The sequence below is a fragment of the Streptomyces sp. NPDC102279 genome, from assembly GCF_044766365.1.
In the GTDB taxonomy this organism is placed as follows: Bacteria; Actinomycetota; Actinomycetes; order Streptomycetales; family Streptomycetaceae; genus Streptomyces.
Genome location: NZ_JBIWLU010000001.1, coordinates 97054 through 121508 on the forward strand (window position 1 = coordinate 97054; position 24455 = coordinate 121508).

At 68.2% G+C, this 24455-nt stretch carries 23 protein-coding genes and 1 pseudogene; 6 read left to right on the forward strand and 18 right to left on the reverse strand.

Annotated features, from left to right (window positions below; all coding sequences use genetic code 11):
• Positions 1–477: 477 nt before the first annotated feature.
• From ACIRQH_RS00405 to ACIRQH_RS00415, 3 genes are all read right to left on the reverse strand, one after another.
• The gene (locus ACIRQH_RS00405; protein WP_404223305.1) at positions 478–1209 is read right to left on the reverse strand and encodes a Sua5/YciO/YrdC/YwlC family protein; all 732 of its coding nucleotides are present in this window, start codon (positions 1207–1209) and stop codon (positions 478–480) included.
• Complete coding sequence (locus tag ACIRQH_RS00410; RefSeq protein ID WP_404223307.1) at positions 1206–2441, reverse strand: 2-isopropylmalate synthase; 1236 nt, start codon at positions 2439–2441, stop codon at positions 1206–1208. The genes ACIRQH_RS00405 and ACIRQH_RS00410 overlap by 4 nt, the downstream gene beginning before the upstream one ends.
• Positions 2442–3138: 697 nt before the next feature.
• On the reverse strand, positions 3139–3780 hold the full coding sequence (locus tag ACIRQH_RS00415) for a hypothetical protein (protein ID WP_404223309.1): 642 nt from the start codon (positions 3778–3780) through the stop codon (positions 3139–3141).
• Positions 3781–4466: 686 nt separating this feature from the next.
• Here ACIRQH_RS00415 and ACIRQH_RS00420 point away from each other — a divergent pair.
• Positions 4467–4949 (forward strand): hypothetical protein, encoded by a 483-nt coding sequence (locus ACIRQH_RS00420; protein ID WP_404223311.1) that lies wholly within the window; start codon positions 4467–4469, stop codon positions 4947–4949.
• A gap of 28 nt (positions 4950–4977) precedes the next feature.
• Here the strand turns inward: ACIRQH_RS00420 and ACIRQH_RS00425 are convergent, their stop codons facing one another.
• From ACIRQH_RS00425 to ACIRQH_RS00450, 6 genes are all read right to left on the reverse strand, one after another.
• Entirely contained in the window at positions 4978–5496 is a 519-nt protein-coding gene (locus ACIRQH_RS00425) for a DUF6529 family protein (RefSeq protein ID WP_404223955.1), read from the reverse strand.
• A gap of 452 nt (positions 5497–5948) precedes the next feature.
• Positions 5949–7193, reverse strand: coding sequence for a PP2C family protein-serine/threonine phosphatase (locus ACIRQH_RS00430; RefSeq protein ID WP_404223313.1), 1245 nt, complete (start codon positions 7191–7193; stop codon positions 5949–5951).
• 416 nt (positions 7194–7609) lie between these two features.
• Positions 7610–8626, reverse strand: a complete 1017-nt coding sequence (locus ACIRQH_RS00435; protein ID WP_404223315.1) for an amidohydrolase family protein — start codon at positions 8624–8626, stop codon at positions 7610–7612.
• 277 nt (positions 8627–8903) lie between these two features.
• The gene (locus ACIRQH_RS00440; protein ID WP_404223317.1) at positions 8904–9242 is read right to left on the reverse strand and encodes a MerR family transcriptional regulator; all 339 of its coding nucleotides are present in this window, start codon (positions 9240–9242) and stop codon (positions 8904–8906) included.
• Between the two features lie 1301 nt (positions 9243–10543).
• Positions 10544–10747 carry a cold-shock protein gene (locus tag ACIRQH_RS00445; RefSeq protein ID WP_358822629.1) on the reverse strand — a complete coding sequence of 68 codons (204 nt, stop codon included), beginning with the start codon at positions 10745–10747 and terminating at the stop codon, positions 10544–10546.
• Positions 10748–10924: 177 nt separating this feature from the next.
• Positions 10925–11242 carry a helix-turn-helix domain-containing protein gene (locus ACIRQH_RS00450; protein WP_358822628.1) on the reverse strand — a complete coding sequence of 106 codons (318 nt, stop codon included), beginning with the start codon at positions 11240–11242 and terminating at the stop codon, positions 10925–10927.
• Between the two features lie 130 nt (positions 11243–11372).
• Here ACIRQH_RS00450 and ACIRQH_RS00455 point away from each other — a divergent pair, with 130 nt between their 5' ends.
• On the forward strand, positions 11373–11903 hold the full coding sequence (locus tag ACIRQH_RS00455) for an STAS domain-containing protein (protein ID WP_404223957.1): 531 nt from the start codon (positions 11373–11375) through the stop codon (positions 11901–11903).
• Here the strand turns inward: ACIRQH_RS00455 and ACIRQH_RS00460 are convergent.
• The 6 genes and pseudogenes from ACIRQH_RS00460 to ACIRQH_RS00485 all read right to left on the reverse strand — a co-directional run.
• Positions 11880–11993: pseudogene (locus ACIRQH_RS00460) on the reverse strand (MerR family transcriptional regulator); the annotation flags it as partial. The gene ACIRQH_RS00455 and the pseudogene ACIRQH_RS00460 overlap by 24 nt on opposite strands.
• Before the next feature lie 670 nt (positions 11994–12663).
• The gene (locus ACIRQH_RS00465; RefSeq protein WP_404223321.1) at positions 12664–13005 is read right to left on the reverse strand and encodes a hypothetical protein; all 342 of its coding nucleotides are present in this window, start codon (positions 13003–13005) and stop codon (positions 12664–12666) included.
• Between the two features lie 38 nt (positions 13006–13043).
• A complete protein-coding gene (locus ACIRQH_RS00470; protein WP_404223323.1) occupies positions 13044–13439 on the reverse strand; it encodes an ANTAR domain-containing protein in 396 nt (131 codons plus the stop codon).
• 34 nt (positions 13440–13473) lie between these two features.
• Positions 13474–14292 carry a SigB/SigF/SigG family RNA polymerase sigma factor gene (locus ACIRQH_RS00475; protein WP_404223325.1) on the reverse strand — a complete coding sequence of 273 codons (819 nt, stop codon included), beginning with the start codon at positions 14290–14292 and terminating at the stop codon, positions 13474–13476.
• A gap of 866 nt (positions 14293–15158) precedes the next feature.
• Positions 15159–15791, reverse strand: a complete 633-nt coding sequence (locus ACIRQH_RS00480; RefSeq protein WP_404223327.1) for a hypothetical protein — start codon at positions 15789–15791, stop codon at positions 15159–15161.
• A 264-nt stretch (positions 15792–16055) separates the two neighbouring features.
• Positions 16056–16898: a helix-turn-helix domain-containing protein gene (locus ACIRQH_RS00485; RefSeq protein WP_404223329.1), complete on the reverse strand. Its 843-nt coding sequence runs from the start codon at positions 16896–16898 to the stop codon at positions 16056–16058.
• Positions 16899–17011: 113 nt separating this feature from the next.
• On the opposite strand from ACIRQH_RS00485, the gene ACIRQH_RS00490 reads away from it, so the two are divergent.
• Positions 17012–17605, forward strand: a complete 594-nt coding sequence (locus ACIRQH_RS00490) for an NADPH-dependent FMN reductase (protein ID WP_404223331.1) — start codon at positions 17012–17014, stop codon at positions 17603–17605.
• A 147-nt stretch (positions 17606–17752) separates the two neighbouring features.
• On the forward strand, positions 17753–18583 hold the full coding sequence (locus ACIRQH_RS00495; RefSeq protein ID WP_404223959.1) for a class I SAM-dependent methyltransferase: 831 nt from the start codon (positions 17753–17755) through the stop codon (positions 18581–18583).
• Positions 18584–18847: 264 nt separating this feature from the next.
• Here ACIRQH_RS00495 and ACIRQH_RS00500 read toward each other — a convergent pair whose 3' ends face one another.
• The 3 genes from ACIRQH_RS00500 to ACIRQH_RS00510 all read right to left on the reverse strand — a co-directional run bounded on the left by ACIRQH_RS00500 (position 18848) and on the right by ACIRQH_RS00510 (position 21273).
• Entirely contained in the window at positions 18848–19057 is a 210-nt protein-coding gene (locus tag ACIRQH_RS00500; protein WP_358821751.1) for a DUF6243 family protein, read from the reverse strand.
• 593 nt (positions 19058–19650) lie between these two features.
• Positions 19651–20403 carry a flavodoxin family protein gene (locus ACIRQH_RS00505; RefSeq protein WP_404223333.1) on the reverse strand — a complete coding sequence of 251 codons (753 nt, stop codon included), beginning with the start codon at positions 20401–20403 and terminating at the stop codon, positions 19651–19653.
• A gap of 345 nt (positions 20404–20748) precedes the next feature.
• Positions 20749–21273, reverse strand: coding sequence for a MarR family winged helix-turn-helix transcriptional regulator (locus ACIRQH_RS00510; RefSeq protein ID WP_404223335.1), 525 nt, complete (start codon positions 21271–21273; stop codon positions 20749–20751).
• Positions 21274–21418: 145 nt separating this feature from the next.
• On the opposite strand from ACIRQH_RS00510, the gene ACIRQH_RS00515 reads away from it, so the two are divergent.
• Both ACIRQH_RS00515 and dacB read left to right on the forward strand, forming a co-directional pair.
• Complete coding sequence (locus ACIRQH_RS00515; protein WP_358821748.1) at positions 21419–21934, forward strand: YceI family protein; 516 nt, start codon at positions 21419–21421, stop codon at positions 21932–21934.
• Between the two features lie 653 nt (positions 21935–22587).
• Positions 22588–24174, forward strand: coding sequence for a D-alanyl-D-alanine carboxypeptidase/D-alanyl-D-alanine-endopeptidase (gene dacB, locus ACIRQH_RS00520; protein WP_404223338.1), 1587 nt, complete (start codon positions 22588–22590; stop codon positions 24172–24174).
• The last annotated feature ends 281 nt before the right edge of the window (positions 24175–24455 follow it).

Below are 24455 nucleotides of genomic sequence, written 5' to 3' on the forward strand. Positions count from 1 at the left end.
CATATTCCAGGCATCTTGTGCCTTGCTATCCCCCCGGAGCCGAAGGAGGCCGTCAAAACTCTCACAAGGGAGTAACCGACCTACCGGGGCTACCAGTTCGGCCGTTGCCAGCATGGAATAGTGCTCATCTACTGGCGGCTGACACTACGCCACCGCCAAGATCACCTGGACGGTCATCGGGCTGCGCCGAATTGGCCGCACCAGCCCGACAACCGGCCGATAGTGCGGGGCCGCCCTCCGGTTCAGGGCGCCCGCGCCGAACGCCGCGGCCGACTTACAAGTTGGTCCATGATTCAGGGTGCAGCGTGCTTTGTCTGACCTGATCGGGCAGCGTTTGCCAGACCGCGACTCCCCCGGCCGCCTTCTCGAGAGTCCCCACCTCCCGCGGAACCTCACGCAGTCGGTTGCAGGACCGTACCGCTTCCGTGTGGTCGAAAGTCCACCAAGGGACGGGCGACGTGGGCGACGAGCAGCACATCAGGGCTGGTGGGTCTCCCCGCCTGAGGTGTCGGTGGCGCCGGCCGGAGTGTGCGCGTACTGCGCCCCGAGTTGGTGGAGGTAGTCGTCCGAGTGGTCGTATGACCGGTCTTGGGCGCCGTGGCGGTGCAGCGTCAGGCGGCCGTCGGGATGCAGGGCCACGGTGGTCGTCGCTTGCCGTGCCGCCGTGGCGGTTCCGGTCTCAGGGCGGTGGGGCAGTTGGAGGACCGGGACTGTCGCGGGGAACATGGCGAGCGCGTCCGCCGTCGTGGCGGCAGGCTGCCGGCCGGTGCGGTTGGCGCTGCTGACATAGAGCACGGGATGCTCGTCAAGGAGCGGTCTCAGCGGCTGCCAGCGGGCGCCGAAGAGCAGCGCCCAGCCGGCCTTGCACGCGGGTACGAGCCAGGAAAGCTGAGGGCTGGGGCGCAGCGGCACGAGGAGAGTGAGGTACTCCTCGGCCAGCAGTCGTGCGGCCAGGGCAGTGCCGGCTGCGTCGAGTTCTGTGACTGCCGCTACGGCGTGCAGGGTGTCGGGATGATGGGCCCATAGAGCCACCGGCTGGTCGGAGGGCCTGCCCTTGGCCTCGTTCACGGCCTGCGGGGTGGTGGCGGTCACGACGTGGGTGAGGGGCGCGGGGTTCGGCAGTACCACGGCCGCACCCTCGCGCAGTGCCCGTATCGCTTGGCTGAGGTCTGCCGCCGTCCGGGGTGCGGGGGACGCTTCGGCGCTCATCGTGTACTCCCGCTCGGGCTCGCGTGATGGGTAAGGCCGTCAAGGTAGTCGGCAAACACCGCGTCGTCGACGACGGCGCCTCCGGTGCGGTAGGCGCGGTTCTTGACCCAATTCATCGCCGCCCGCGTCTGATCGGGGTCGAGGGTGTGACCGAGGCGGGTGGCGACCGCCGTGATGACCCGGGCGCTGGCCAGTTGGGTCAGGACCACGTTGGGGGTGATGCCTAGCACCTCTTGGGGATCGAAGGGCTGGAAGAGCTGCGGGTGGACGAAGGGCGTGCCGGTGGAGATGGTGGCCACGCCGGTTCCGACGATGGGTGTGGTGACGCCCAGCCGGACACCGGTCTCACCGGCGACCATCTGCGCGATCCCTGGGAGCAGAGTCAGGTCCGGTGCGGTCCACCACGGTACGGCGTCCGCTCCGAGTAGTTCATCGGCGTGGCGGGCGAGGAGGAACAGCAGTTGCTCGGTGGCGACCATGCCTGACCGCTCGGCGATGCCCAACCAGGACGCGGAGACCACCCGGACACCTGAGGCCAGTGCCTGAAGGGTGTTGGCCAGGCCCAGGCCTAGATCGTTGTGCAGGTGGGAAGCGAGCAGCACCTCGCCGCCGGCCTTCGCACGCACCCGGGTGTACATCTCCCCACATGCGGGCGGCAGTTGGGCACCGACGGTGTCGGCCAGCACGACCAGCCCCGCCCCGGCTCCCGTCATGGCCTGCGCGGAATGCGCCATCAGGGCATGATCGGCGCGGGAGGCGTCAGCCAGACACACGTCCACCGCCACCGCGTCGTCCAGGTCGCGGGCCTCTTTGACGAGATCGACTCCGGCCTGGAGTGCCTCGGTAGCCGTGCGGTGGACCATCACCTGCGCCATTGTCTCCGAGGCGGGCACGACGATCATCACCCGGGCATGCCGGCTGCCACGCACGGACGCGACGGCCTGCTCCACGTCCCGGCGCGCACCGCGGCACACCGCGGCGACGCTCACCGCGCCCTCGGCCTCCATAGCGACCCGGTGCACGGCTTCGAACTCCTGCCCGCACACCGCCGGGAATCCGGCGGCGAACACGACGTGCCGTGGACCGTCCGAGCCGAAGATCCCTCCCGTCGCACGAGCCAGCCGCACCCGGAACTCCGGTGACATCAACGTCTTGGCCTGCGCACCGTCCCGGGCCGACTCCTCGAACAGGACCACCCGGCCCGCCGACGCCGACTCTCGTACCACGTCCATGAGCACCCTCCCAGAATCTCGGGCGCCGACCGTGAGCCGACAAGCTACGCCACGATCCGGACGCCCCGGCCCAGCTCAACGATCCACCGTCACAAAGCGCACCCTCGAACTAAAGGTCGCGCCCCAGGACATCCAAGATTGCCGCGTGATCGGCGAGTTCGTCGGTGGCCTGCCCGCCGAAGGACAGCCAGCTCACGGTCGGAGACATTCTCCTTGCGGATCGAAGCAGACAAGTCCGTGCTGGCGGGCCAGCTCGGCGGCGCCTTCGGACGCCTCCTCGGCCGTAACGAACTCTCGTTCGCTGCCGGACAGTTCATGGCGACGTATCACGCAACCATGATCCCCCATCCAAGATCGTTCGGCCTGGAACGGACGGACCGCCTCCGACCTCCTTCGCTCGCCTTCCGGGGTGGAGGTGAAGGACTGACGGAACGGTCCTTCACCGAATCGCACAGCAAGGAGCAGAGGCTGCTCGAGTTCGGGCGGCCAGGGAGCGCTTCCTGGAGCGCTCCCGTTCCACAAGTGGAAGACCACCATCGGCTGCCCCATGTCCTCGCTGAGACAGCCAAGCGTTTTCCCGTACAGGGGGCCGGCGTCGCGAGCGCGCTCGTATCCGCATCGAGGAGGGCGTCCCGATGGGGCGGACGTTAATCGCCGATATCGCTTGACCGGCCCGGAGACGTTGCCCGGCCGGGCCCTAACAGTAGCCGTCCACCCTGGCGCCGGCTGGAGCGAGGGTGGGCCAGGAATGCCCTGCTCTGTCGGAGGCAGCGGACCGTAGAAGGTCAAGAAGAGTGCACCCCGGGTAGCCCCGAAGAGTTGTGTAGGCGCCACGGTAGTAGCAGCTCCAGTAGCTCACGACCCGCCGTTGAATGCGCGCGAAGAAGGCAGGGTTGTCCACGATGAACTGCCCGTAAGCGAGGTGGCCGCAGGTGCCGGGCGTGGCGAGCTCACGGAGCTCATCGCAGATGGCGACCAGGATCTCCAAGACGTACTCGCCAACCAGCTGTACGACGAACGGGACGACCCATGGGTCCGTGGAACCAACGACCTTCTCCAGGTGACGCTGTCTGACCACCCCGTCGCAGTGCCGTGAGTACAGGCAGTGGAGAAGCTGGCGCTGGCGCGACGAAAGTGACGCTACCTCGTCAGTTGGCGGCTCGTCGTTGTAGAGGCGCCCCGGGATCAAAACCTGCTGGCCCTCTACAACGACCGAGAACGAGGCTTGCGGCTGGAACCGAGAATCAGGCATCACCGCCAGGACCGCTTCGGCATCGCTTGCAAGCTCCGCTGGGAACGCCGTGATCAACGGATTGCTGCTGTCGGAAAGCGGCTGCACGAGAGGAGCATAGGCGCAGGCCTCGCCCAGGTAACTGGCATTAACGGACCTTCGTCTGCGCCATGCACAGAGGATGCGCGGGGAAGCCCCATGCAGTCCGCGCGCGTGATGGGCATCGCTCTGCCGGGTGATGACGCAGTCGGCGGTCGCGCCCCTCATGGGTGGCCTGCCCCCGCACCGCGCCCTTGGCCGCTGCTCAGCCGATAGGCGCCACGGCAGGCCCGGTCCAGCGCTATCCGCTGTGAGCACCTGCAGGAATCCCGGATACAGGAATTTGCATACGTGGGCTGTACCTCGGGCGGGGCGGCGGCCTATACCTTTCCTCCTCTGCGTCTGCCGTCGCACGGGAGCCGTCCTTACATCTGAGCCGCCTGGACCGCATCGGCATGAGGAAAGCCCGACCGCGACCCGTCCGCCCTCGCGATGACCACCTTCCGCATCAGCCCCATCCTCCCGCGGCGTCTTCCCCGGTGCCCTCGTCGCTGTCGTCGACGGCACCGCGCGGCGCGGGCGCCGATCATCAAAGCCTCAGGTGAAGGGCCGGCGATGTGGCCAGGCTGTCGGCTTCGGTGTGTACTGGGAGGTATGCGGCGCGCGCCCAAAGAGCGGAGGCCGCACCATTCCCCGAGGCGATTCTCGTGAATAACCACGCCAGAGCATTCATCGCTGCCAGTGGATCGGCACTCTTGCTGTCCGCGACCACCGTGGCGTACGCCGCCGGCAGCAGTCACAGTTCGGCGACCGGGACACACGCAGCGTCATCAGCGGTCAGCGCGTCGTCCTCCGTGACGGTGTCCACCAAGTCCACGCCGCTCGGCAAGATCCTGGTCAACAGCAAGGGGCACACTCTTTACCTTTTCCAGTCCGACAAGAAGAACAAGTCCACATGTAATGGCGACTGCGCCAAGGCGTGGCCGCCGCTGAAGGCGAACGGGAAGACGGTCGCCAAGGGCGGCGTCAACAGCAAGCTGCTGGCGACCACCACGCGCAGCGACGGCTCCAAGCAGGTGACGTACAAGGGCCACCCGCTCTACACGTTCGCGGACGACACCAAGGCCGGGCAAACCAACGGGCAGGGCATCGATGCCTTCGGCGCCAAGTGGTACGTGCTGGGCACCGATGGCAAGCAGATCACGAAGCAGTCGTCGTCACAGAACGGCGGCTACTGAGCAGCCCCGTCGCACCCGTCCGCTCCGGTCACAGGCCCGGCGTCTGGAACCCATTCAGTTGCCACAATGCGGCGGTGTACCACAGCAGTGCGATCGAGCAAAAGAGAAGGCCGCCGACGACGGGCAGCATCCACCCGGGGAACTTGTGGCTGCGCACCACGACGACCTTGGCAGCGAACGCGCCATACAGCACACAACCCGTGATCGAATGGATCGCCACACGTGGTGTCGTCAGCTCAATGCCATACGCCGTGACGCAGTGGTAGGCGATAGGCACCGAGAGCAGGAAAGCCACCAGCCCGGTCAACCGGTGCGTTGTGGACGCAATCCGTGAAGAAGGCTTCGACCCGGGCAGTCGGCCGTACATGCGGGCAGCGAGCAGGAGCTGGATCAGCGCAAGCACCAACAGGGCACTGCCGAGGCGGGCTTTGAGGGTCATGGCGTCGTCGTAGTGGGCCCCGAACAAGCTACTGTTCGGATCCGGCGTCAGGCCGCGGCCCACGAAGTAGATCCCGAGGCCCACCGCGACGGGGATGAGAAGCAGCACCAATGCGCCGACACTTGGGCGTCTATGACGCCCGGTTGCAACAGCGCCAACTGGTTCCTCGGAGTCTCGGGACTCATCACCTCGCCGATCCTCGGTCACGCGACACCTCCGGCGGGGCACACCGACTCCGGCGCAGGGAACAGCAGTCCGAGTGACCGCCGAGGCAACTGCTGTTTCAAAGGAACTCCGTGGAAGTGCGATGGCCAGAGACCCCACCATGGCGCCGGTCATGCTCGCCACCCCGTTCGCCTCCCCGCAACCCGCCCGGGTTCACCCGTTGGACGGCTCCGGACCAACACCCCGAGACAGGCACCAACCCGTGGCTTGCCGCTCCCGGCATACCGGTGCACGACATGAAGGACTCGCGGCGGCGGGCTGTACAGAAGCACCGCGAGCACCCGACGGCCAGTGACCGGGATGGCCATATGCCGCCGTCCAGGAGAGGGCCTGGGTCACGGCTGTTGCCCCGTCGCGACCGGTGATGCTTGACGGGTGTCCGCTCCCGAGCTGACGCGCCGCTGGGTCTCCTGCGGGCCGTGCCAGTCCAGGCACATCACGGTGGCGTCGTCTGCGAGGCGGCCGCCGGCGGCGTCCCGGACCGCGGACGTCAGCGTCAGCGCGACCTCCCGCGGGTGCAGGCCCACGGTGCCCTCCATCAGGGCGGGCAGGTCGACCTTCTCCCCATGACGTTCGAGCATGCCGTCGGTGAGCATGAGCAGACGGTCACCGGGGCGCAGATCGATGTCCTGAACGCGGTAGGGATAGGACGTGGTCGACACGGACAGCCCGAAGGGATGGTCCACCTCGCAGACGATCTGCTCCGCAGCCCCCTCCCGCAGGCGCAGCGGCCAGGGGTGTCCGGCGTTGACGAGCTGGGCCCGTCCGCTGTGGAGGTTGATGCGGAGCAGCTGGCCGGTGGCGTGACCGCTACCGTGGTCAGCCAGTGCCTGATCAGCCCGGTGGGCCTGATCGGCCAGGCCGGCTCCCGCTCGACGGGCGCCTCGCAGGGCGCCCACCAGGACCGTAGCGGCCAGGGCGGCCTCGATGTCGTGGCCCATGGGGTCGGTCACCGACAGATGCAGGGTGTCGCGGTCCAGCGTGTAGTCGAAGGTGTCGCCACTGAGGTTTTCGGAGGGCTCCAGGCTCCCGCAGAGTGTGAACTGTGCGGCCTCGCACGACAGTGATGGGGGCAGCAGCTGGTACTGGATCTCTGCGGCCAAGCTAGGAGGGATGGAGCGCTTGCCCCAGGTGTAGAGGTCTGTGAAGCGCCCGTTGGCGATCACGATGTAGGCCAGGACATGAGCGGCTTCCCCGACCGCATGAAGAACGTCCTCACCGGGGGCGGCCGGCAGCAGCAGTTCCAGCAGCCCAATCGCATCCCCCCGATTGGTGACCGGCACGATCACTCTCTGTCCCCGGTCGGCCGCTTCCTGATACAGCCGCTGGGTCCGGATCACCTCCTCGTACACGCTGCCGAGCATGGGGATCCGCTCCACCCTCCTCCCATCCTCCGCGGCACCGGCGGTGTACAGCCGCGCCACCGCCTTCCCCGTCAGGTCCACGATGAGGAAGGAGACCTCCCTGGCCCCGAAACGCCGCCGCAGGTCCTCCGCGATCACCTCGACGGCCTCAACCGGCGCCGCCGTCTCCGCTGCGGTCAACAACCGGGGAAGTTCACTCTGCCTACCGCTCACCATCCCGGCTCCTTCCACCGGCCCCTCCCACCAGCATGGGAACCTCCACAGGTGACGTCAATTTGCGTCACGATAGGTGACGGCGGAAGGGTTATGCGTTCGCAGAATGAGGCAGTCACGGCACCCACCTGCAGGCGTGGTCGGCACAGCTACTCCCCCGCGAAACCGGTCGAAGATCTGTCTGGCCGTATCCGTCCCGCCATCGGCCAGCCAGCCCGAGCTGAGATACCCAGGGACCCAGTCATTTCGACGGGCCCGTGTCTCATGAGACACGGCACAGTCTGGATAAGGGCGGGCTACCGGGCGATGCTCTCCATCAACACGGGCCGCATGGAGTTGGTCTCCCGGCACGGCACGGACATACGCGCGACGTTCTCGAAGGTCCTGACCGGGGGCGCGAACGGCGGGCGGGCCAGCCGTCACGGGTTCTGTCGGTACGCCGCGTGCCGCCATCGCGATGCGCGTGATGAGGTCCGTAAGCGACCGCTCAGGCCCAACAAGTGTGCCGCGTTGACGTCGAGAATCATCTCCGCCTCGCTCGGCGCGAGCCCCGAGCGGGTGATGTGGTCCACCGCCCGCAAGAATGTGTCCCCGTCCTCGTAGGGATAGTCCGTGCCCAGGACGAGGCGGTCCGCGCCGAACGTCGCGGCAGCGGCCACCAGTGCCGGCGGGTGCGCGTGACTGACCGTGTCGTACCAGAGGCGGCGGACTGCCACCGACGGCAGCTCAGGGGTACGGGGGGATTCAAACGCCAGGTGATCGTCGAGGCGGCGCGGCAACAGCGGCAGCATTCCGCCCAGGTGTGATGCCAGCACCCTCAGGCGGGGATAGCGCGCAGGGATCCCTGCCAGGATCAGGTGCATCATCGCGACCGTGTCCTCTACCGGAGCCCCGACCATCCACCTCATGCCGTGATCGGTGATCAAGGGGCTTGCGGCGCCTTCTCCCGCCGGATGCACGTACAGAACGGCGCCGCGCCGGTCGAGCTCCTCGTAGAGCGGCCAGAACAGCGGGTCGGCGAGGGTACGGCCGAGCACGGTCGTGGTCACACCGACGCCGACCGCGCCGAGTTCGTCCAGAGCCCGTGTCAACTCTCGCAAGGCCGCGTCGACATGGGGCAGTGGAACCGCCGCGAAGGCACGGAATCGCCCGGGGAAGCGGGCGACCAGTTCCGCATAGCTGTCGTTCGCCTCGCGGGCGAGCGCCACAGCGTCGGCCTCCCTCATCAGGTGGGGACACTGCGGGGCCAGCGAGAGCACCTGCAGATCGACACCGGCCCGATCCATCAGCGTGAAACGGTGCGCCAGGTCGGCATCAGTGGCGTCGGCACCAAGGCCGCGCTGGGTGCCTGTATCGGCTTTTCCCAGTCGTTCGAGGCGATCAAGGTACTGCACGGTCCACAAGTGGGCGTGCGTATCGACACGCAAAGAGACCACCCTTCAATTGAACTCCGCTCACGGGGGTGCAGCCACTCGGCGGCGCGAACCGGAGCCCGGGCCAGTACGGACGAGATCCGATCTGGTGGCGGCGTCCGACTTCAAGGCCGAACGTGGCAGGCAACGGCAAGAGACTCACCGAGCCGTACCGGCGGCGCCCGGGTTCACTGCCTGAGGTGACGTCTCTGTACTCGGCGGCGTCCCGCGACACGGCTGCGCTTCCCTTTCTCGGGGGCCTGAACATGCGCACCCGCCGACAGAGGCCGGCATGCGTATCTCAGGCTGCGTCCGTCGTCCCCGCGGATTCGGTGGCACGGCGGTATTCGGTGTTGATGCGCTGGGCTTCTTCGAGTTGGTCTTCGAGGATGATGATGCGGCAGGCGGCCTCGATGGGCATGCCACCGTCGACGAGTTCGCGGGCGCGGGCGGCGATGCGCAGCTGGTAGCGGGAGTAGCGGCGGTGTCCGCCCGTCGAGCGCAGCGGGGTGATCAGGCGGGCTTCGCCGATCGCGCGGAGGAAGCCCTGGGTGGTGCCGAGGAGTTCGGCGGCCCGGCCCATCGTGTACGCGGGATAGTCATCGTCGTCGAGCCGGCCGAACGAGTCGTCTGCTGTCACTTGCACCTCTCATGGAACGCGTGGAGGGGCCCTGGCGCCTTTGCGCCAGGGCCCCGAAGGAACAGCTACACCATCTGCCGGCCCCAGTCCTGCGCCGGCCTTCTGTGTCCGCGGCAGCTCACGAAGGGTGTGAGCCGGTGCGGGGATCGCGGTTGCTCGACCGGAGACCACCTCACTATCGATGTCCTGCGGTACCCGGGCTCAGCCATTCCGCCCGGGCGATCCTGATGGCGCCTCACTCCTCCGTTCAATCCCTCTGAAACCAACCAACTACCGGTACTGCGTACTACTGGTACTGCTTTCCTGCGTACCGCTTCGCAGCCTGTGACAGCGCCACTCTCCGGCAGCCAGCCCCGTCGCCCGTCCTGCAACCGCTCTGGCTTAGAACCCCACTACCGGACCTCCCGGTGCGCGCGCCCGCAGCCGACGCCTTCACCGAGGAACCACTCACAGACTTCACTGCTGGGCCCTGCGAACTGCACTTACCCGTACTGCACCTTCAACTACTGTCCTGCTCACGGTGGCCCCTGACCACTGCGGGCCACCCGGTACGGCCGCCAGTCCCGTCGCCGACCTGCAAACGCTCTGGCTTCGAAACTCCACCACCGCACCGCCCTGCCAACTGCTGCACTGCGGCCAGGCAGTTCATCCCTGCCCGGCCCTTGTCGATCTCCGTTACGAGAGAAACCATAACCACGCCCACCACCCAATGTCTACTCCAGCCGACACAGATTTTCGCGTGTCCGGCAGTGAAGCAGTGAGCCTCGAACAGAACAGGGACGCAGTGGCGGGGTGCCGCGCCAGCAGGGGTGGAGCCGGGCCCCGGGTGACCCGATGGATCTGAAGGCCGCGCCGCCTGCCCCGGTGTAGTGGTGAGGTGTCAGGTAGCCGGACGAGCGCCAACGGCGCTTGGGCTGGGAGGCGGACTGGACGGACACGGCTGGGCAAGAAGAGGGTCGGCACCCGTCGCGGAGGGCACGATCTCGGTCTACGCCGCGATCGACAGTAGTGAAGAGGTAGCCGCCGCCCGGGCCCTGGGCCATGAAAATCTGACGTCGTACCAGGCTGTGAGCAGCCCTGACCGGCACCCGGACGGCGACCCGGCGGGCCGCCCGGGTGTCGTGACTACGGGCTCACACGCCAGGCACGTACCGAGCTGTCTACGCCGCCGGGCCGGGGAACGCCTGGCGGGTGCAACAGCGCCGTGCGGCGCGGATCGATCGGCCCGCATCCGTGTCGAGTGGGTATGCAACGGGGCCCGGCGATACGCCGGGCCCCGTCCTGTGCTGAGCTGCTTTTGGTCAGTGGCGGGCGATGTTCTCCGCCTGGGGGCCCTTCTGGCCCTGGGTGATGTCGAAGTTGACCTTCTCGCCCTCCGCCAGCTCCTTGAACCCGTTGCCGGTGATGTTGGAGTAGTGGGCGAAGACGTCGGGACCGCCGCCGTCCTGCTCGATGAAACCGAAGCCCTTTTCGGCGTTGAACCACTTCACGGTGCCGCTAGCCATGCTGCTGTCCTTCGATCTTGCCAGGAAAGTCCCGGCTGGTACTTGAACGAGCGTCACCCGAGGCCGGGCAACACACAGCGACTGTTCTACCCCACTCATCGCCCTCTATGGCCTCATTTTGCGATGGCGTCGTGAAGGAATGCGGGCCACGGCACGGGGTACAGCCGTCCGAGGCTCTTACAACTGCTCCAGCGCATCGTCGTGCTGAGCAAGAACGCGGAGCAGGTCCGCCACGGTCGACCCGTTGTCGGCAGGATGCCGCAGGGCCGTGTCCGGCACGATGCGATACACGTTCGAGCGCCCCTGCCGGGTGTGCGTGAGGTATCCGTCCTTCTCCAGATCCGCGATCATCTTCTGTACGGCCCGCTCGGTGAGCCGGCAACGCGCGGCGATGTCCCGGACCCGCGCACTGTGGTCGTCGGCGATCGCGACCAGTACGCGGGCGTGGTTCGTGAGAAATGTCCAGCCAGTGTGTGCCTCAGGTACGTCACCCATCCGCTCAGCATAGAGCGTCTGATTCACGTATCCAAAAGGCTGAAAGATTTTTCAGGTATGACTTGACGTATGCGGAGCGGGAGAGTGAATCTGGTGACGGAAGACGGTGGAACCCCTGGAAGAGGCCGCCATGCCAGACCACAAGCCTTCTCCTCAGCGGACGAGCGCGGGAGCCCTCGTAGTGCGCCCGTGGTTGGAGAGCACGACGTCTACCGTCGGCGACCGTACGGTGGTCGCCTTGCGCGGCGAGATCGACATGGACACAGAACAGTCGTTGCACCTGGCGTTGCATGACGCTCTGGACCGCTCCACCACCGGGGCGGATCTCGACCTGAGTGCGGTGGGCTTCTGCGACTGCTCCGGTCTCAATGTGCTGTTGGGCGCACGACGGTACGCCGTGACGCACCGCAAGACCCTCATCCTCCAGACCGCCGGCCGGGCGACAGAGACCCTGCTCGCCCTGACGGGTACACGGCATCTGTTCAACCCCGTCCGCGCTCCAGGCCCTTCGGACGACGTCGTCCCTGCGGGCAACAGCGAACCCGAGATGACGGCACAAGATCTGCACGCCGAAGCCGAAGAGCTCCAACGGGCCGTGGCCACCCAGCCGACCACCGATCTGAAACCAGCCGCCTCGAGCAGCGGCCGTTGGATTCGCTGATTCGGCGGCGCGGCGGTATTCGCCGATGATGCGCTGTGCTTCATCGGGCTGGTCGTCGAGGATGACGATGCGGCAGGCCGCTTCGATCGGTGCCCTGGTCGAAGAGTTGCCCATCGATCCGTTGTGCGGGCCCGTGGATCCAGCGTGCGGTGGTGGGCAGCCACGTGTGGCCCAGTCGCGCTCCGACGGCTTCCAGGTCTGCCTTTTCCAGCAGCTCTCGTCCCAGCACCGCCGCGCTGCCGCCGCATTCCCTCGCCGCGGTCTTCTCGTGTCAGCCACCCCGAGGGAACAACGCGACCCACACAGCGCCGTCCTCCCGTCTCCAATTCCGACCCGCTGATACAGCCGTTCGCCCCTCGGAACGCATGCCTTCGGCCAGCGCCTCCGCCGCGTGCCCGAACGCTGTTCCCTCCACCCACGAGGCGCCGTACAGAGCAGCCCGCTGGACGGAGGCGCAAAGCACCTCTGCGGCCTCGTCGACATCCTGGAACTCGGACGCGGCCTGGGCGATGCCCTCTGCTCCCCACGACATGACGAACACCCATCCAGCCTGCTCCCCCGCACCCCGGACCGCCATTCGCGGCGAGTGAGACCGTCTCGCACCCCAAGCGTCGGGGGGCGTCTACGGCCAGGAGCCGTACCGGACGACGATCGCGCGATGCTGGTCGATGGAGGCTCTGGGCCGAGCTCCGGGAACGCGGCCCAGGCCGATCGGCTCCCAGCGCCTGCCTGCCAGATGGGCCGCGTCGCGGGCGCGTCGCTATGCAGCGGCGCCGGCTGTCTCGATGGCGGTACCTACCCGCGCGTGAACGACAAGACCCCCGCCGTGTGCGGCAGCCTTCGCTGCCAGCGCCCGCCGGGCGGGAGCGCTGGGTGTGACCACCGATATCAAGGCGTCCGCGTGCTTGCACCTTCGGTGTGCCTCCACGACGGCCTCCAGCACGGGGTCGGCCGCTTCGGCGCCGAGAGTGATGACCACAGGCACGGGGGTGTGGACGTGAATGAGATCGCTGATCAGGACAGCCAGGTTCTGCGTTTGGGCGCCTGGAGCGTCGTCCACCCTCAGGATCAGTACGCCGTTCTTGAGCGCGTGGGACACCATGGCCGTCGCTCCCCTTCTGCTGTCTGGTGGTGACGTCATCAGTGCGCTCCCGCCCGGCCGTGCGCCGTCACCGGCCGGCCCGTGGACTGGTCAACTGTGCGAACGCGGTGCTGGTCCCGGATGGCCTCTTCCAGAGCGATACGAAGCCCCAGATTGAGTTCTCCGGTCGGAGCCCAGACCGTGAGCAGTTCGGCAATGCGGGGCAGAGGGATACCCGTGCGCTGAACAACCTCGCGCAGGACCGCTCCGGCCCGGCCCCCGTCCAGCCGTCCCAGGGCCATCACCACGCCTGTCGCCCGGTCGACCGCCTGGTCGGCCGTCTCCTGCCGCGCACCCTCGCGTGGCGACCGAACCGAGGGCGAGATCCGCTCCTCGTCGATGCCCGCGTCGACTGCGGCGTGCTCGTCGTGACCGGAGGTCAGTAGCTGACTCATCGGTGGTCTGCGTCCTCTGCTTCGCCTCGCCGGTTCACTGCGCCAGAGCCCCTTTGCGCACGCGGGCGCAGCTGCGGGAGATGAGACGGGAGACGTGCATCTGCGAGAGCCCGAGCTTTTCGGCTATGCGGCTCTGTGTCATGTCCTCGAAGAAGCGCAGGTACAGGACGACCCGTTCACGCTCGGGGAGTTTGCGCAGTTCCTTCTTGGCTGCCTCTCGGTCGACGATATTGTCGAAGGAGGAGTCGGTGGCGCCCAGGGTGTCGCCGAGGCTGTATCCGTCGTCACCGCCGCCCATTTCAGCATCCAGCGAGAGGGCACTGAAGCTCTCCATGGCTTCGAGCCCGGCGCTGACCTCTTCTTCGGTGAGACGGGTGTGGGTCGCGATCTCAGCAGGAGTCGGTTCGGCCGCGCCGGGCCTTTCGCTGAGTTCCCGGCGCGCGACCCGGACCCGATTGCGCAGGTCCTGTACCCGGCGCGGGACGCGTACGGCCCACATCCGGTCCCGGAAGTGCCGCTTCACCTCACCGGTGATGGTCGGGATCGCGTAGCTCTCGAAGGCTCCGCGGGCCGGATCGAACCCGTCGATGGCCTTCACCAGACCGAGGGCGGCGACCTGGCGCAGGTCCTCGATTGCTTCACCGCGGTCGCGGAAACGGCCGGCGAGCCGGTGCGCCATGGGCAGCCAGACACTGACCAGCTCATCGCGTATCGCGTCCCGCTCCGGGCCCTCATTCAATTCCACCAGCCGGACGAACAAGGCGCCGGTCTCGGGAGCGTCGTCATAGCCCCGGGTGGAACGGGCCGGCTGGGCGTCGGTGTGCGGATGGTCTGCGGCGATGTCGGTAGGCACGCGGGATCCCTCCTGGACGGCGCGTCCGGGCGATCCGCGGAGACAGACAGAAGCGGGCCCGAACGACAGTGATGGGACAGGCCGCACAGAGAGGCGCTACACAGACCGCTGAAGGTGACCGCGGCCGCGCAGGTCATCTCCGCTTGGCTCGCGCCTCCGGTCCGAAGCACACACCCCCGCCTGCCCCGCGCCCTCACCCGTAAACAGTTCCGCCGAACGCGTGTCGCCCGTCGTCGTGTGTGCGGTCGCCGCAGCGGCTCCCACCCGGCTGGGCTGCCCGCCCTGCGGCAGCCCCCTGGCCGGACATGTCGAAGGCCGCGGCACGGTGCCGACTCCACCCCGCAAGGGCCGGGCCGCTCCACCGGGCAGACACCCACAGGCTCGGGCGCAGGCGCGGGGCCGCCGTCAGGCCGTTCCGAAGCCCGCCCACCTGGGCGTACCGGTGCCGGGCTACGGCCGATGATCGTTGAGCGGGCAGCTGAAGCCGGCCCCTCACCCGCGTTCTCCGTGGAGAAGACGCGATCTCCCACTCGACTACGCCAACCCGGCGATGGGTGCGACGGTGCCCCGTGCTCGCCGACGGCCTCGTTCCACGCCGGCCTCGTTCCACGCCAGTCTCGAACAGCGGTGGTCGGTGCCTCTGGGAGCGTGGGGTAGCAAAGGATGACCGTCTGGAGGCCCACGATCTCGACGAGGCGCTGAACTGTTGTGGGTTTGCCTCCGCTCACGGGAGCTGCGCGTTCCTGACATGCCTCCTGCCTGGCTCGAAGCTCAGCCGGCCCTCGCCGTGCTTCTCCATCACCCGCTACCGACCGGCTGGTGAGGCAAGGCGCCTCAGATCCTCACCCGTTCGGCGGGGGCCGCGTTCAGCGTCGTTGGCGACGGGACGGTTTGACGTCCGTGGCCTTGGGGCCGCTGCTCGTAGTCCCCCAGGCGAGCAGCGCGAAGCCCGCGGCGAAGCCGAGCATCGTCCATACACCGCGCGGCCAGAAGATGTGGCTGTCGACGAAGGACCAGCCGGCGCCGAGGAGCACCAACGTGCCGGGCAGGATCCGGACGCCGTGCTTCGGGAACAGCGCGACCGCCGTGGCGGCGATGGCCCCGATCAGGGCGTAGACCCCGACCTGCCCGAGCGCCTCCCCAGTGTCGTACAGCGGGTGTTTGACCGGACCGAGGCCGGCTGTTGCGCCGACGTGCTCGACCGCCGTCCCCGCGGCTATGCCTGCGACCGCGTCGAGGCCGGTGTAAAAGGCCGCGTAGCCGAAGGCACCCGCCCAGGCGACCACCGTGGCAACGCCCGCGAGGCCGGGTCGCGGCCGATGCCACAGAGGCACCAGGAGACCGAGCGTGAGCAGCGGAAAGACCGGCAGGAGCGCGATGTGCAAATGCGTCCAGTCGGCCGCCGTCGATCGAGACAGGCCGTGCGGATGAGCGAGGCCCGCTACTGCCAGAATCAATGGGGCGGTGGTGGCGAGAGCGATGTTCCGTATGGTCAACACGCCTGCGAGCGTAGGGGTGTCGTGCCGTCGAATACGGCTGCGTAAGGGTTCCGTAAGACTTCGGCCCGGGCCCCTCGACTCCACGGCAGTCCGCGCGGCGAACCGTCTGCTGCAGAGCGTCCTCGCCTGCCGGCCGGAGGTCGCCAGCACTCTCACTGGGAAGCACAACGATGAGGCGTGGGAGGCCCCGGCGGCCTGCGAGCCCATCCCCACCTGCTGATCGCGACCGGATCCCCGCCCGGGGCCGAGGCTGGACCGCTCGCTCTACGAGATGACCTGAAGGGGGCCGTGGTGCCGGTCTCGCTGCCGCAGTCGGTCGAGTGCTTCGGCCGTCGCCTCGTTCGCCGGAAGGAAGACGACCAGCTGCTGTGCATCCGAAGGAAGTTCCAGCGTCTCGCGGCTCAGGTGGAGTTCGCGCCCCGTTGGGTGGTTGAGGCGGAGAGTGCCGCGTCGTGGGACCACGTGACGGTTCAGGCGGCGGGTGAATTCGGGGCCTGCGACGGGGGCGAGTTCGGTCGAGAACCATTCGGAGTTCTCGACGGACGGTGCGAACCAGAGGTCGAAGGCCTGCTCGTCGGCGACGTCGTCCCAGTCGGCGAAGAAGGCCCGGGCCCGAGGGTCGGTGAACACGTATCGGGTCAGGTTCGGGGCGTCATCGTCCAGGAGCCCGGCCCCCCTCGTCACCGATGCGAAGCCACTGGTGTGGGCGAGGACGTCGCCCAGTCGGTTGGCCAGCATCGCGATCCCCGGTTCGAGGAGCCGAAGCGTCTGCAGCACCGGGCCACGCACCTCGCGGCGAGGCGGCACAGGCCGTGCGTGGGCGGAGCAGTCCCCTCCTGTGATCTTCGTGAGGTAGCGGAGGTGGTCGCGCTCCGTACGGTCGAGGCTGAGGGCGTCGGCGAGCGCGTTCACCACCGGAACCGAGGGATTGCGGTCACGTCCCTGTTCGATACGGGTCAGATACTCGACGCTGATTCCGGCCCGTGCGGCGAGGTCCGAACGGCGCAGCCCCGGCGAGCGACGGCGTCCACTGTCCGGCAGTCCCAGCGACGCGGGCTGGATGCTGTCGCGCTTGGCCCGGACGAAATCCCCCAGAGGCGAACCCATGTGGGTGAGCATACGACTCCGGTCGTCACGTGCGGAGGGTGCAGAGTGGCCCTGCGGGGGCCAGCCTCAGCACGGTCTGGCTGGAGCCGTGCCGCGGCCTGATCGTGGAGGCCATGGAGAACACGTACAAGCTGGTCATCATCGTCGGGAGCGTCAGGGAAGGACGGTTCGGCCCGGTCGTTGCGTCCTGGGTCGCCGAACAGGCCCATCTGCACGGTGGTTTCGACGTGCAGGTCGTCGATCTGGCCGATTTCGACGTCCCGTTGGAACTGCCCGCGGCGTCGCCGAAGTACGCGGGTGCCGACTATCCCCGCCCGACCGGGATGCGGGCACTGACGTCCGCACTGGAGAGCGCCGACGCGTTCGTCGTCGTCACCCCGGAGTACAACCACAGCTATCCCGCCTCGCTGAAGGCCGCCATCGACTGGCACTTCACCCAGTGGACGGCGAAACCCGTCGCCTTCGTCAGCTACGGCGGTGCGGCCGGCGGACGGCACGCGGCCCTGCATCTGGAGAACGTGCTCACCGAGTTGCATGCGGTGACGATCCGCGACGGTCTCGCTTTTCCCAATTACTTCACGACGTGGCAGGAGGGTCGACCGCTTGACCCCGCGTCCCCTGCGTACGCCAAGGCCCTTCTCGAACAGTTGGCATGGTGGGCCGCGGCGCTCCGATCGGCCCGCACCGCGACACCGTATCCAGTGTGACCAATCGATGCGCCTGGTGGTCCTCGTCAGCGTTAGCAGGCGGTCAGTGCGCGCATGACGGCTGGCCGCCAACGAACCTGGCTCCCCTCATCAGGCCCCTTGGCATCGACCATCTAGGCTGACGCGGTGACTGATGAGCAGGAGCGGATGCAGCCGTCGGGAGTATGGGCCACTGCGGTGAGCGTGGCCAGAGTGCGGGCGCTGGAGACCGAGCGGGAGAACGCGCTGTTCCGCGACCCACTGGCCAAGGCCTTCGCCACCGCCGGCGGCCTGTGGCCCTCCTCGGCGCCGCTGCCCGATGACGAGGCCGCGCGACGCCGCCGACTGGCCGTGTCCTACTCCATCGTCATCAGGACGAAGTTCCTCGACGACCTGCTGCAGCAGGCCTCCGCGGCCGGGGTCCGGCAGGTCGTGCTGCTCGGCGCCGGCATGGACAGCCGGGCCTTCCGGATCGACTGGCCCGAGGGCACGCGGCTCTTCGAGGTCGACACCGTCGCGCCACTGGACTTCAAGGCTTCGGTGCTGCGCCAGGAGCGGGCCGTCGCACGCTGCGAGCGGATCACCGTCGCGGTGGACCTGCGTGAGGACTGGCCAGGCGCCCTGGCCGCCGCGGGGCACGACCCGACCGTACCGACCGCGTGGATCGCCGAAGGACTGTTGATCTATCTGCCCGAGGACGCGGTGGAGCTGCTGCTGGCCCGGATCAGCACGCAGTCGGCGGCAGGCAGTCGGATGGGGCTGACCTTGGGCTCGCGCGGCGTGATCGAGCGCTTCGGCGCGGACGCCGCGCCGGGGTCGGCGGCCTCCATGTGGGTCTCGGAGATGCCCGACGACCCGGTGGGCTGGCTGGCCGGGCACGGCTGGGATGCCGACAGCCACACCCTGCGCGAGCGCGCCACCGCCTACGGCCGTCCGATCAGCACCCCGACGCAGCACGAGGAGCGGCCCGGCGGACTGATCTCGGCGGTCCGCCGGTAGAGCGCCTTCCGGTTCCCTGGTGATCGATTTCAAGGGGCCTGACGAGTGGGGCCAGGTCCATGCGCGGCCATCCGGCCATGCCCGCACCGACCCGCCTACGACCACTGAAGCCCGCCCGAAATCGCCTGGCCGGACGGTGGTGGGGCCGACGGTCCTTCGCCGCGAACGAAGTTCTGCCGCCGGCTCGCTACGGCAACAGGGCCCGGACCGCGCGTCGCGGTCCGGGCCCTGCCCCTTGCGGTGCCGCCCTGTGGCGGCGGCGCGTCAGCTCTGTGCGGTGTCGTCGCCCGTCTGCCCGGTGCCCTCGGATCCGCTCACCTTTTCGCGCATCTTGCGCACCAGCTCCGCCTTGAGGTCGGCGGCACTCTGGCGGTCGAGGTTGCGGTGCGGACCGTTGTTGGCCCGTTCGGCGCGGGACAGCTTCTTGCGCTTGCCGCCGCCCATGCCCACGGGGTTGTTGATGTTCTTGCTCACGGGGTCTCCCGGAATGATGTGAAGTGATCTACGGATTCAGCGGTGGGAGACGGGCGCGGCGACGTCGTAGGACGCCTGCAGGGGCCCATCACGCGCTCACTCGTGAATCGGAGTCTGGAAGAACATGACAAGGACGTTACCCGGTTCCGTCGGCCCCGCGCACCAAGCCTTTCGCCGCCCCGGTTCCGGCCGGGGTTCGGCGAGCGCCCGGGGTCCGTCGTTTCCTTCCGGGAACCTCAGCACCGCCGGCACCCGCCGGTGGCCTCGCCGCCCGCCCGGGGCCGGCCCAGATGAGCTTTGCCGGTCCTCCGCGGGCGTTGTCAGCGGTCGCGAGCGCACTGCCGGCATGAGCCTCACTTCGTCTGCCGCAGCCGATGCGCCCGTCTCTCCTGTTCGGGTGGAGTCGATGGACGCCTGCGGCGGTTGGAGACGCTCATGCGACGGGCAGGCGGATCCCGGAGCGACCCGGGGGTCCGCCGTTCACAGCGTTCGCGTACACGTCGGCGTACGCGTGGCGCAGTACCCCGACCGCAGCGTCCTGCTTCCGGCCTGTCTCGACCGGCCCAGTCGATGACTTGCGTCCGGGGGACGCGTCATCGGTAGTCGGGGTTCGCCGCGTCGAGGCGGCAGCCCGCGTCCCACTCGGAGCGCTGGTTGCCATGGGCCGGGAAGCCGCCGGCCCGCTTGAGCATCGCCGCCATGTGCATCAGGTTCCAGGCCATGAAGGCGGTGTTGCGGTTGGTGAAGTCGTTCTCCGGGCCGCCCGAGCCGGCGTCCAGGTACGAGGGTCCGGGACCTGCCGGGCCGATCCAGCCGGCGTCGGCCTGCGGCGGGATCGCGTATCCGAGGTGTTGCAGGCTGTAGAGGATGTTCATGGCACAGTGCTTGACGCCATCCTCGTTGCCGGTGATCAGGCAGCCGCCGACGCGCCCGTAGTAGGCGTACTGCCCGCGGGAGTTGAGCAGGCCGGAGCAGCTGTAGAGCCGCTCGATGACCTGCTTGGTGACCGAGCTGTTGTCCCCCAGCCAGATCGGTCCGGCGACCACGAGGATGTCTGCGGCAAGGACCTGCTCGTACAGCTCCGGCCACGCGTCCGTGGTGAAGCCGTGCTGGGTCATGTCCGGGTAGACACCTGGTGCGAGGTCGTGCTCGACGGCGCGGATCACCTCTGTGGCAACCCCCTGCCCGTCCATGATCGCGCGGCTCTTGTCGATCAGGCCCTGGGTGTGACTCTGCTGGGGCGAGAGCTTCAGCGTGCAGTTGATGAACAGGGCCCGCAGGTCGTCGAAGCGGTAGGTGTCGTCGGTCGAAGGGGCGGGGGAAGAGGCCGCCTGGGAGTCGTTCATCAGGGCTCCTTGCTCCTTGGCACGGGATCGCCGGATGTTTCCCCACCCGTCCGACCGGTGGGTCAGCAGCACCTTCTCGCGTCGATCCGTGTTTGTCCCTCCCGACGCGCGAGCATGCCGTCGGGAGCGAGTTCATCGGAGGTGCACGCCCCAACCCAGGCGCACCCTCAACGGTCGGCTCCCGCCCACGACCCGAGTCAAGTCTCCGTCCCCGGCCGCATCGCTACCGCCCGGCGTCGAGGGTGAAGGACGATCGGATTGAGCCATGGCTGTCCTGCATCCTCTGGAACGGAACACCCGTTCCAACAACCGACTGATCCGACTGATCCACATGAACCCGCCCGGTCATCGGGGTGGGTCCTGGGGCTGTGCGGCTTGCCGCTCGGTATCCGGCACACCCGGGAGAAAGTCGTGCAACTGCGAGTATCCCTGGGAGCAGGCTGTCTGGGCTATGGCCTCGGAGACAGCATCGGCCAGGGGCCGCGATGACTCGCCGAGCAGGCGACGTGCCTTCTCGGTGAGTGTCACCTCGATGCCGCGCCGGTCGCCGCACGCGGACATCCGGGTGATGAGCCCTGCGCGTTGCAGGCAGGCGACCTGGTACGTCAACCGTGTCTTGGGTCGGCCCAGCAGTTCCGCGATCTGTGTCATCCGCAGACGGGAACCCGGCTGGTCCGCGAGCAGGCACAGCACCAGGAACTCGTCGTGCGAAATCCCCATCGCGTCCTTCACCCGCGAGCGCAACTGCTGCTCGACGGCTCCGGCAGCGGCCAGAAGCCGCATCCAGGAACGCAGCTCTGTCGGCAGCAGGTCCGCGTCACTCGGCGTCTCGCATTCGGGCTGCTCGGCACGGGCGCTTGGGTCAACCATGATGTCGCATTCTACCGGTTGTTCATTTTTGGATGAACGGCTAGCGTGCAGTAATCCAAATTTGGACGATAGGGCTGGCACCTCCTGACTGACCTCGGGTGCGCTCCACCTCCACGTTTACCGTCTGTAACCACCAGGAGAAGACATGACCGCCGCCATTGAGACCGGCTTGTGGGAGCTCGACCCCGCCCTCTCCACCGTAGCCATCGCGCACCGGACCATCTGGGGCATGGTCACGGTCAAGGGCACGTTCACGGGTGTCGTGGGTGAGGGTGAGGTGAACGCCGACGGCACGGCCCACGGCGCGGTCACCCTGGACGCGGCCTCCCTGGACACCAAGAACGCCAAGCGCGACAAGCACCTGCGCGGCAGCGACTTCTTCGACGCCGAGAACCACCCCACCATCGTCTTCGCTGTGCAGAACGCTACGGCCCGCCCGGACGACACCGTCGAAGTCACGGGCCAGCTGACCGTCCGGGGCATCACCCGGCCCCAGACCGCCACCGCCCACATCACAGCCGCCGGGACCGACGCGATCAGCATCACCACGGAGTTCACCGCGGACAGGGACCAGTTCGGCATGGAGTGGAACCAACTCGGCATGATCCGCGGCCTGACCACGGTCACTGCGACGCTCGCCTTCACCCGCTCTCCCGCCTAGGCACGGCTCAGGGCACCGTCCGGCGGCCTGCCCCGCGACGAGCCGGTCCCGGCCGGCCAAGCCGCTCGTCCGGGTGCAGCCCTGGTCCATGAGGCGGGTTCAGCAGCCGCCCTTCATATAGGCAGCCCGGCTCCCGACAGAGAGGCAGACCCTCCTGGCGGGAGCCGGACCGCACCGTTGAGGGCCCGTACACGTCGACGGGCAGCGGATCGTCCGCGGCGGCCTCATCCGGCCGAGATCGACGCCTGCGCACAGCGCGCAGCGCGCAGTACGGCGGTGCCGGGTCGATGACGCATTGACGTCGGACCCGCCGGGCGTAGTGCCAACGTGAGGCCACGCCCAGCCGGAGCACTCTGTCCGCACCGCACCGAGCCGTCACCGCCGTGAAGGCTGGACTGCTCTGTCACCGCCGCACATGCGAGAGACCGAACGTCCACAGTCCTCCTCCCGGCGTCCGCGTCGTCGGCGATCGACCGACTGGATGAAGTTCCCTCCACGCGGCGTCGGCGCGACCCCGAGCAGCGGAACGTGCACGGTGCGTGTCCCTACGATTCCGCCTGGAGCGCCCCGGTGAGTTGGGCCCATGCGAGTCGGGCCCGTGCAATGCGGGCCTTTTCGACTCGGCTCCTTGGACTCCAGAAACGGCGGAACGCATGAGACCGATGATCTCTGGCCGGCTGCGGACCTGGTCCGCAGCCGGTGCGACACTCGTGGTTCTGGTGGGAGCGGCAGCCGCCGGCCCCCCTGCGTCGGCGCACGGCGACGACCTCGGGCCCGCCATCGAGGCGATCATGCACAAGCCCGGCTACGAGCACGCGCAGTGGGGCGTCCTGGAGACGGACCCGGCGAGCGGCCGAGTGATCCACTCCCGGTTCGCGGACCAGTTCTTCGTCCCGGGTTCGACGGTCAAGCTGGTCACCATCTCGACCGCCTGGCACACCCTCGGCCCCAACCACCGCTTCACCACCCCCGTCATGGCGACAGGCACCCGCTCCGGGTCGACGTTGCACGGGAACCTGGCACTGGTCGCCCAGGGTGACCTGACCATGGGCGGACGCACCAAGCCCGACGGTTCGGTGGACTACACCGACATCGACCACACCGAGGCCGAGCTGCCCGGTGCCACCCTCACCCCCGAGAACCCGCTCGCCGGCATCAACCAGATCGCCCGGCAGATCCGCAAGACCGGCATCACCAAGGTCGACGGCAACGTCATCATCGACCCCCGCCTGTTCCACCTCCCGGCGCTGAGCCCGCAGCCCACCCCGCTGATCCTCAACGACAACCTGATCGACCTGCTGACCACCCCGACCAAGCCCGGCCAGCCCGCAAAGCTGTCCTGGCGCCCACAGGTCGCTCCGTACCAGGTCACCTCCAGCGTCCGGACGGTCTCCAAGACCGGGACCACTTCCGTCAACGTGACCGCCTCACCCGACGGCACCCGGATCCACCTGTCCGGCACCATCGCCGCCGGTGCGCAGCCGCTGCTGCGGGTCTCCAGCATCCAGGACCCGAACGCCTTCGGCCGCACCGCGCTGATCGAGGCCCTCGCCCGCGTCGGCGTCCACGTCACGGCGCGGCCCACCGGTCCCAACCCGCACAAGCAGCTGCCCGCCTCGTACCGCCACGACCCCCGCGTCGCCGCGTACGTCTCTCCCCCGTACAGCCAGTACGCCAAGCTGATCCTCAAGGTAAGTCACAACCTCGGGGCCAACCTGGCCCTGTGCAACATGGCCGTCGCACGCGGCAGCAAGGACTGCTTCGACGCGTTCCCGATCGAGCACGACTTCCTCACCAACGTCGCGCACGTGGACCCGACCCAGTTCCAGCTCTCCGACGGGCGCGGCGGCACCCCGCCCGACCGGGTCACTCCCAGGGGCCTCGTCGAGCTCCTCACCTACTGGCTGCACACGCGCGACGGCAAGGCCTTCCGGAAGTTGCTCCCGATCCTCGGCGTCGACGGCTCGAACGGGATCTCGTGCACCACGAACTGCCCGGCCAAGGGCAAGGTCTTCGCGAAACCGGGCACGATTCTCGGTGACGACGAGTTGAACCAGCAGCTCGCGGTCGCAGCCCAGAACGAGGCCGGCTACCTGCAGACCGACGACGGCCGCCTGCTGACCTTCTTCGTCGGCGTCAACGGCGCCAGCAGCCCCGATCTCCAGAGCTTCCTCAGCATCTTCAACGACGTCAACCAGATCACAGCCCTCCTGCAGGAGCAGGCCTCGGCAGGCGAATAGGGCACCATCTGACTCGCCGCACAACCGCTCGGGGCACCGTCCGGTGCGAGCCCGGGCAACGGAAAGACCCCTGCGGAGCAGGGTTGGCCGGGACGCTGTCATTGCCGCCGAGCAGTGACCCGTCCCGGCCGACCCGTCTCCCGCACGACGTACTGGCCTGCGGCGTCCGGAGTCGCGCGCAACCCCCTTGATCGTCTTCTGAGCGGCACTTAGGCTCACATGCCCATGAAGACGGGGGAAGAGGTCCACGGGCGGCAGGTACGGCTCCACCGGCTGGTCAG

What these genes read in the sequence shown, in the direction of transcription:
- ACIRQH_RS00490 (WP_404223331.1), top strand. Translation starts at nt 17,012, where the DNA reads ATGGAGAACACGTACAAGCTGGTCATCATCGTCGGGAGCGTCAGGGAA.
- ACIRQH_RS00410 (WP_404223307.1), bottom strand. Translation starts at nt 2,441, where the DNA reads ATGGACGTGGTACGAGAGTCGGCGTCGGCGGGCCGGGTGGTCCTGTTC.
- ACIRQH_RS00405 (WP_404223305.1), bottom strand. Translation starts at nt 1,209, where the DNA reads ATGAGCGCCGAAGCGTCCCCCGCACCCCGGACGGCGGCAGACCTCAGC.
- dacB (WP_404223338.1), top strand. Translation starts at nt 22,588, where the DNA reads ATGAGACCGATGATCTCTGGCCGGCTGCGGACCTGGTCCGCAGCCGGT.
- ACIRQH_RS00450 (WP_358822628.1), bottom strand. Translation starts at nt 11,242, where the DNA reads ATGGGTGACGTACCTGAGGCACACACTGGCTGGACATTTCTCACGAAC.
- ACIRQH_RS00445 (WP_358822629.1), bottom strand. Translation starts at nt 10,747, where the DNA reads ATGGCTAGCGGCACCGTGAAGTGGTTCAACGCCGAAAAGGGCTTCGGT.
- ACIRQH_RS00470 (WP_404223323.1), bottom strand. Translation starts at nt 13,439, where the DNA reads ATGAGTCAGCTACTGACCTCCGGTCACGACGAGCACGCCGCAGTCGAC.
- ACIRQH_RS00510 (WP_404223335.1), bottom strand. Translation starts at nt 21,273, where the DNA reads ATGGTTGACCCAAGCGCCCGTGCCGAGCAGCCCGAATGCGAGACGCCG.
- ACIRQH_RS00495 (WP_404223959.1), top strand. Translation starts at nt 17,753, where the DNA reads ATGCAGCCGTCGGGAGTATGGGCCACTGCGGTGAGCGTGGCCAGAGTG.
- ACIRQH_RS00485 (WP_404223329.1), bottom strand. Translation starts at nt 16,898, where the DNA reads ATGGGTTCGCCTCTGGGGGATTTCGTCCGGGCCAAGCGCGACAGCATC.
- ACIRQH_RS00430 (WP_404223313.1), bottom strand. Translation starts at nt 7,193, where the DNA reads ATGGTGAGCGGTAGGCAGAGTGAACTTCCCCGGTTGTTGACCGCAGCG.
- ACIRQH_RS00465 (WP_404223321.1), bottom strand. Translation starts at nt 13,005, where the DNA reads ATGGTGTCCCACGCGCTCAAGAACGGCGTACTGATCCTGAGGGTGGAC.
- ACIRQH_RS00505 (WP_404223333.1), bottom strand. Translation starts at nt 20,403, where the DNA reads ATGAACGACTCCCAGGCGGCCTCTTCCCCCGCCCCTTCGACCGACGAC.
- ACIRQH_RS00515 (WP_358821748.1), top strand. Translation starts at nt 21,419, where the DNA reads ATGACCGCCGCCATTGAGACCGGCTTGTGGGAGCTCGACCCCGCCCTC.
- ACIRQH_RS00455 (WP_404223957.1), top strand. Translation starts at nt 11,373, where the DNA reads ATGCCAGACCACAAGCCTTCTCCTCAGCGGACGAGCGCGGGAGCCCTC.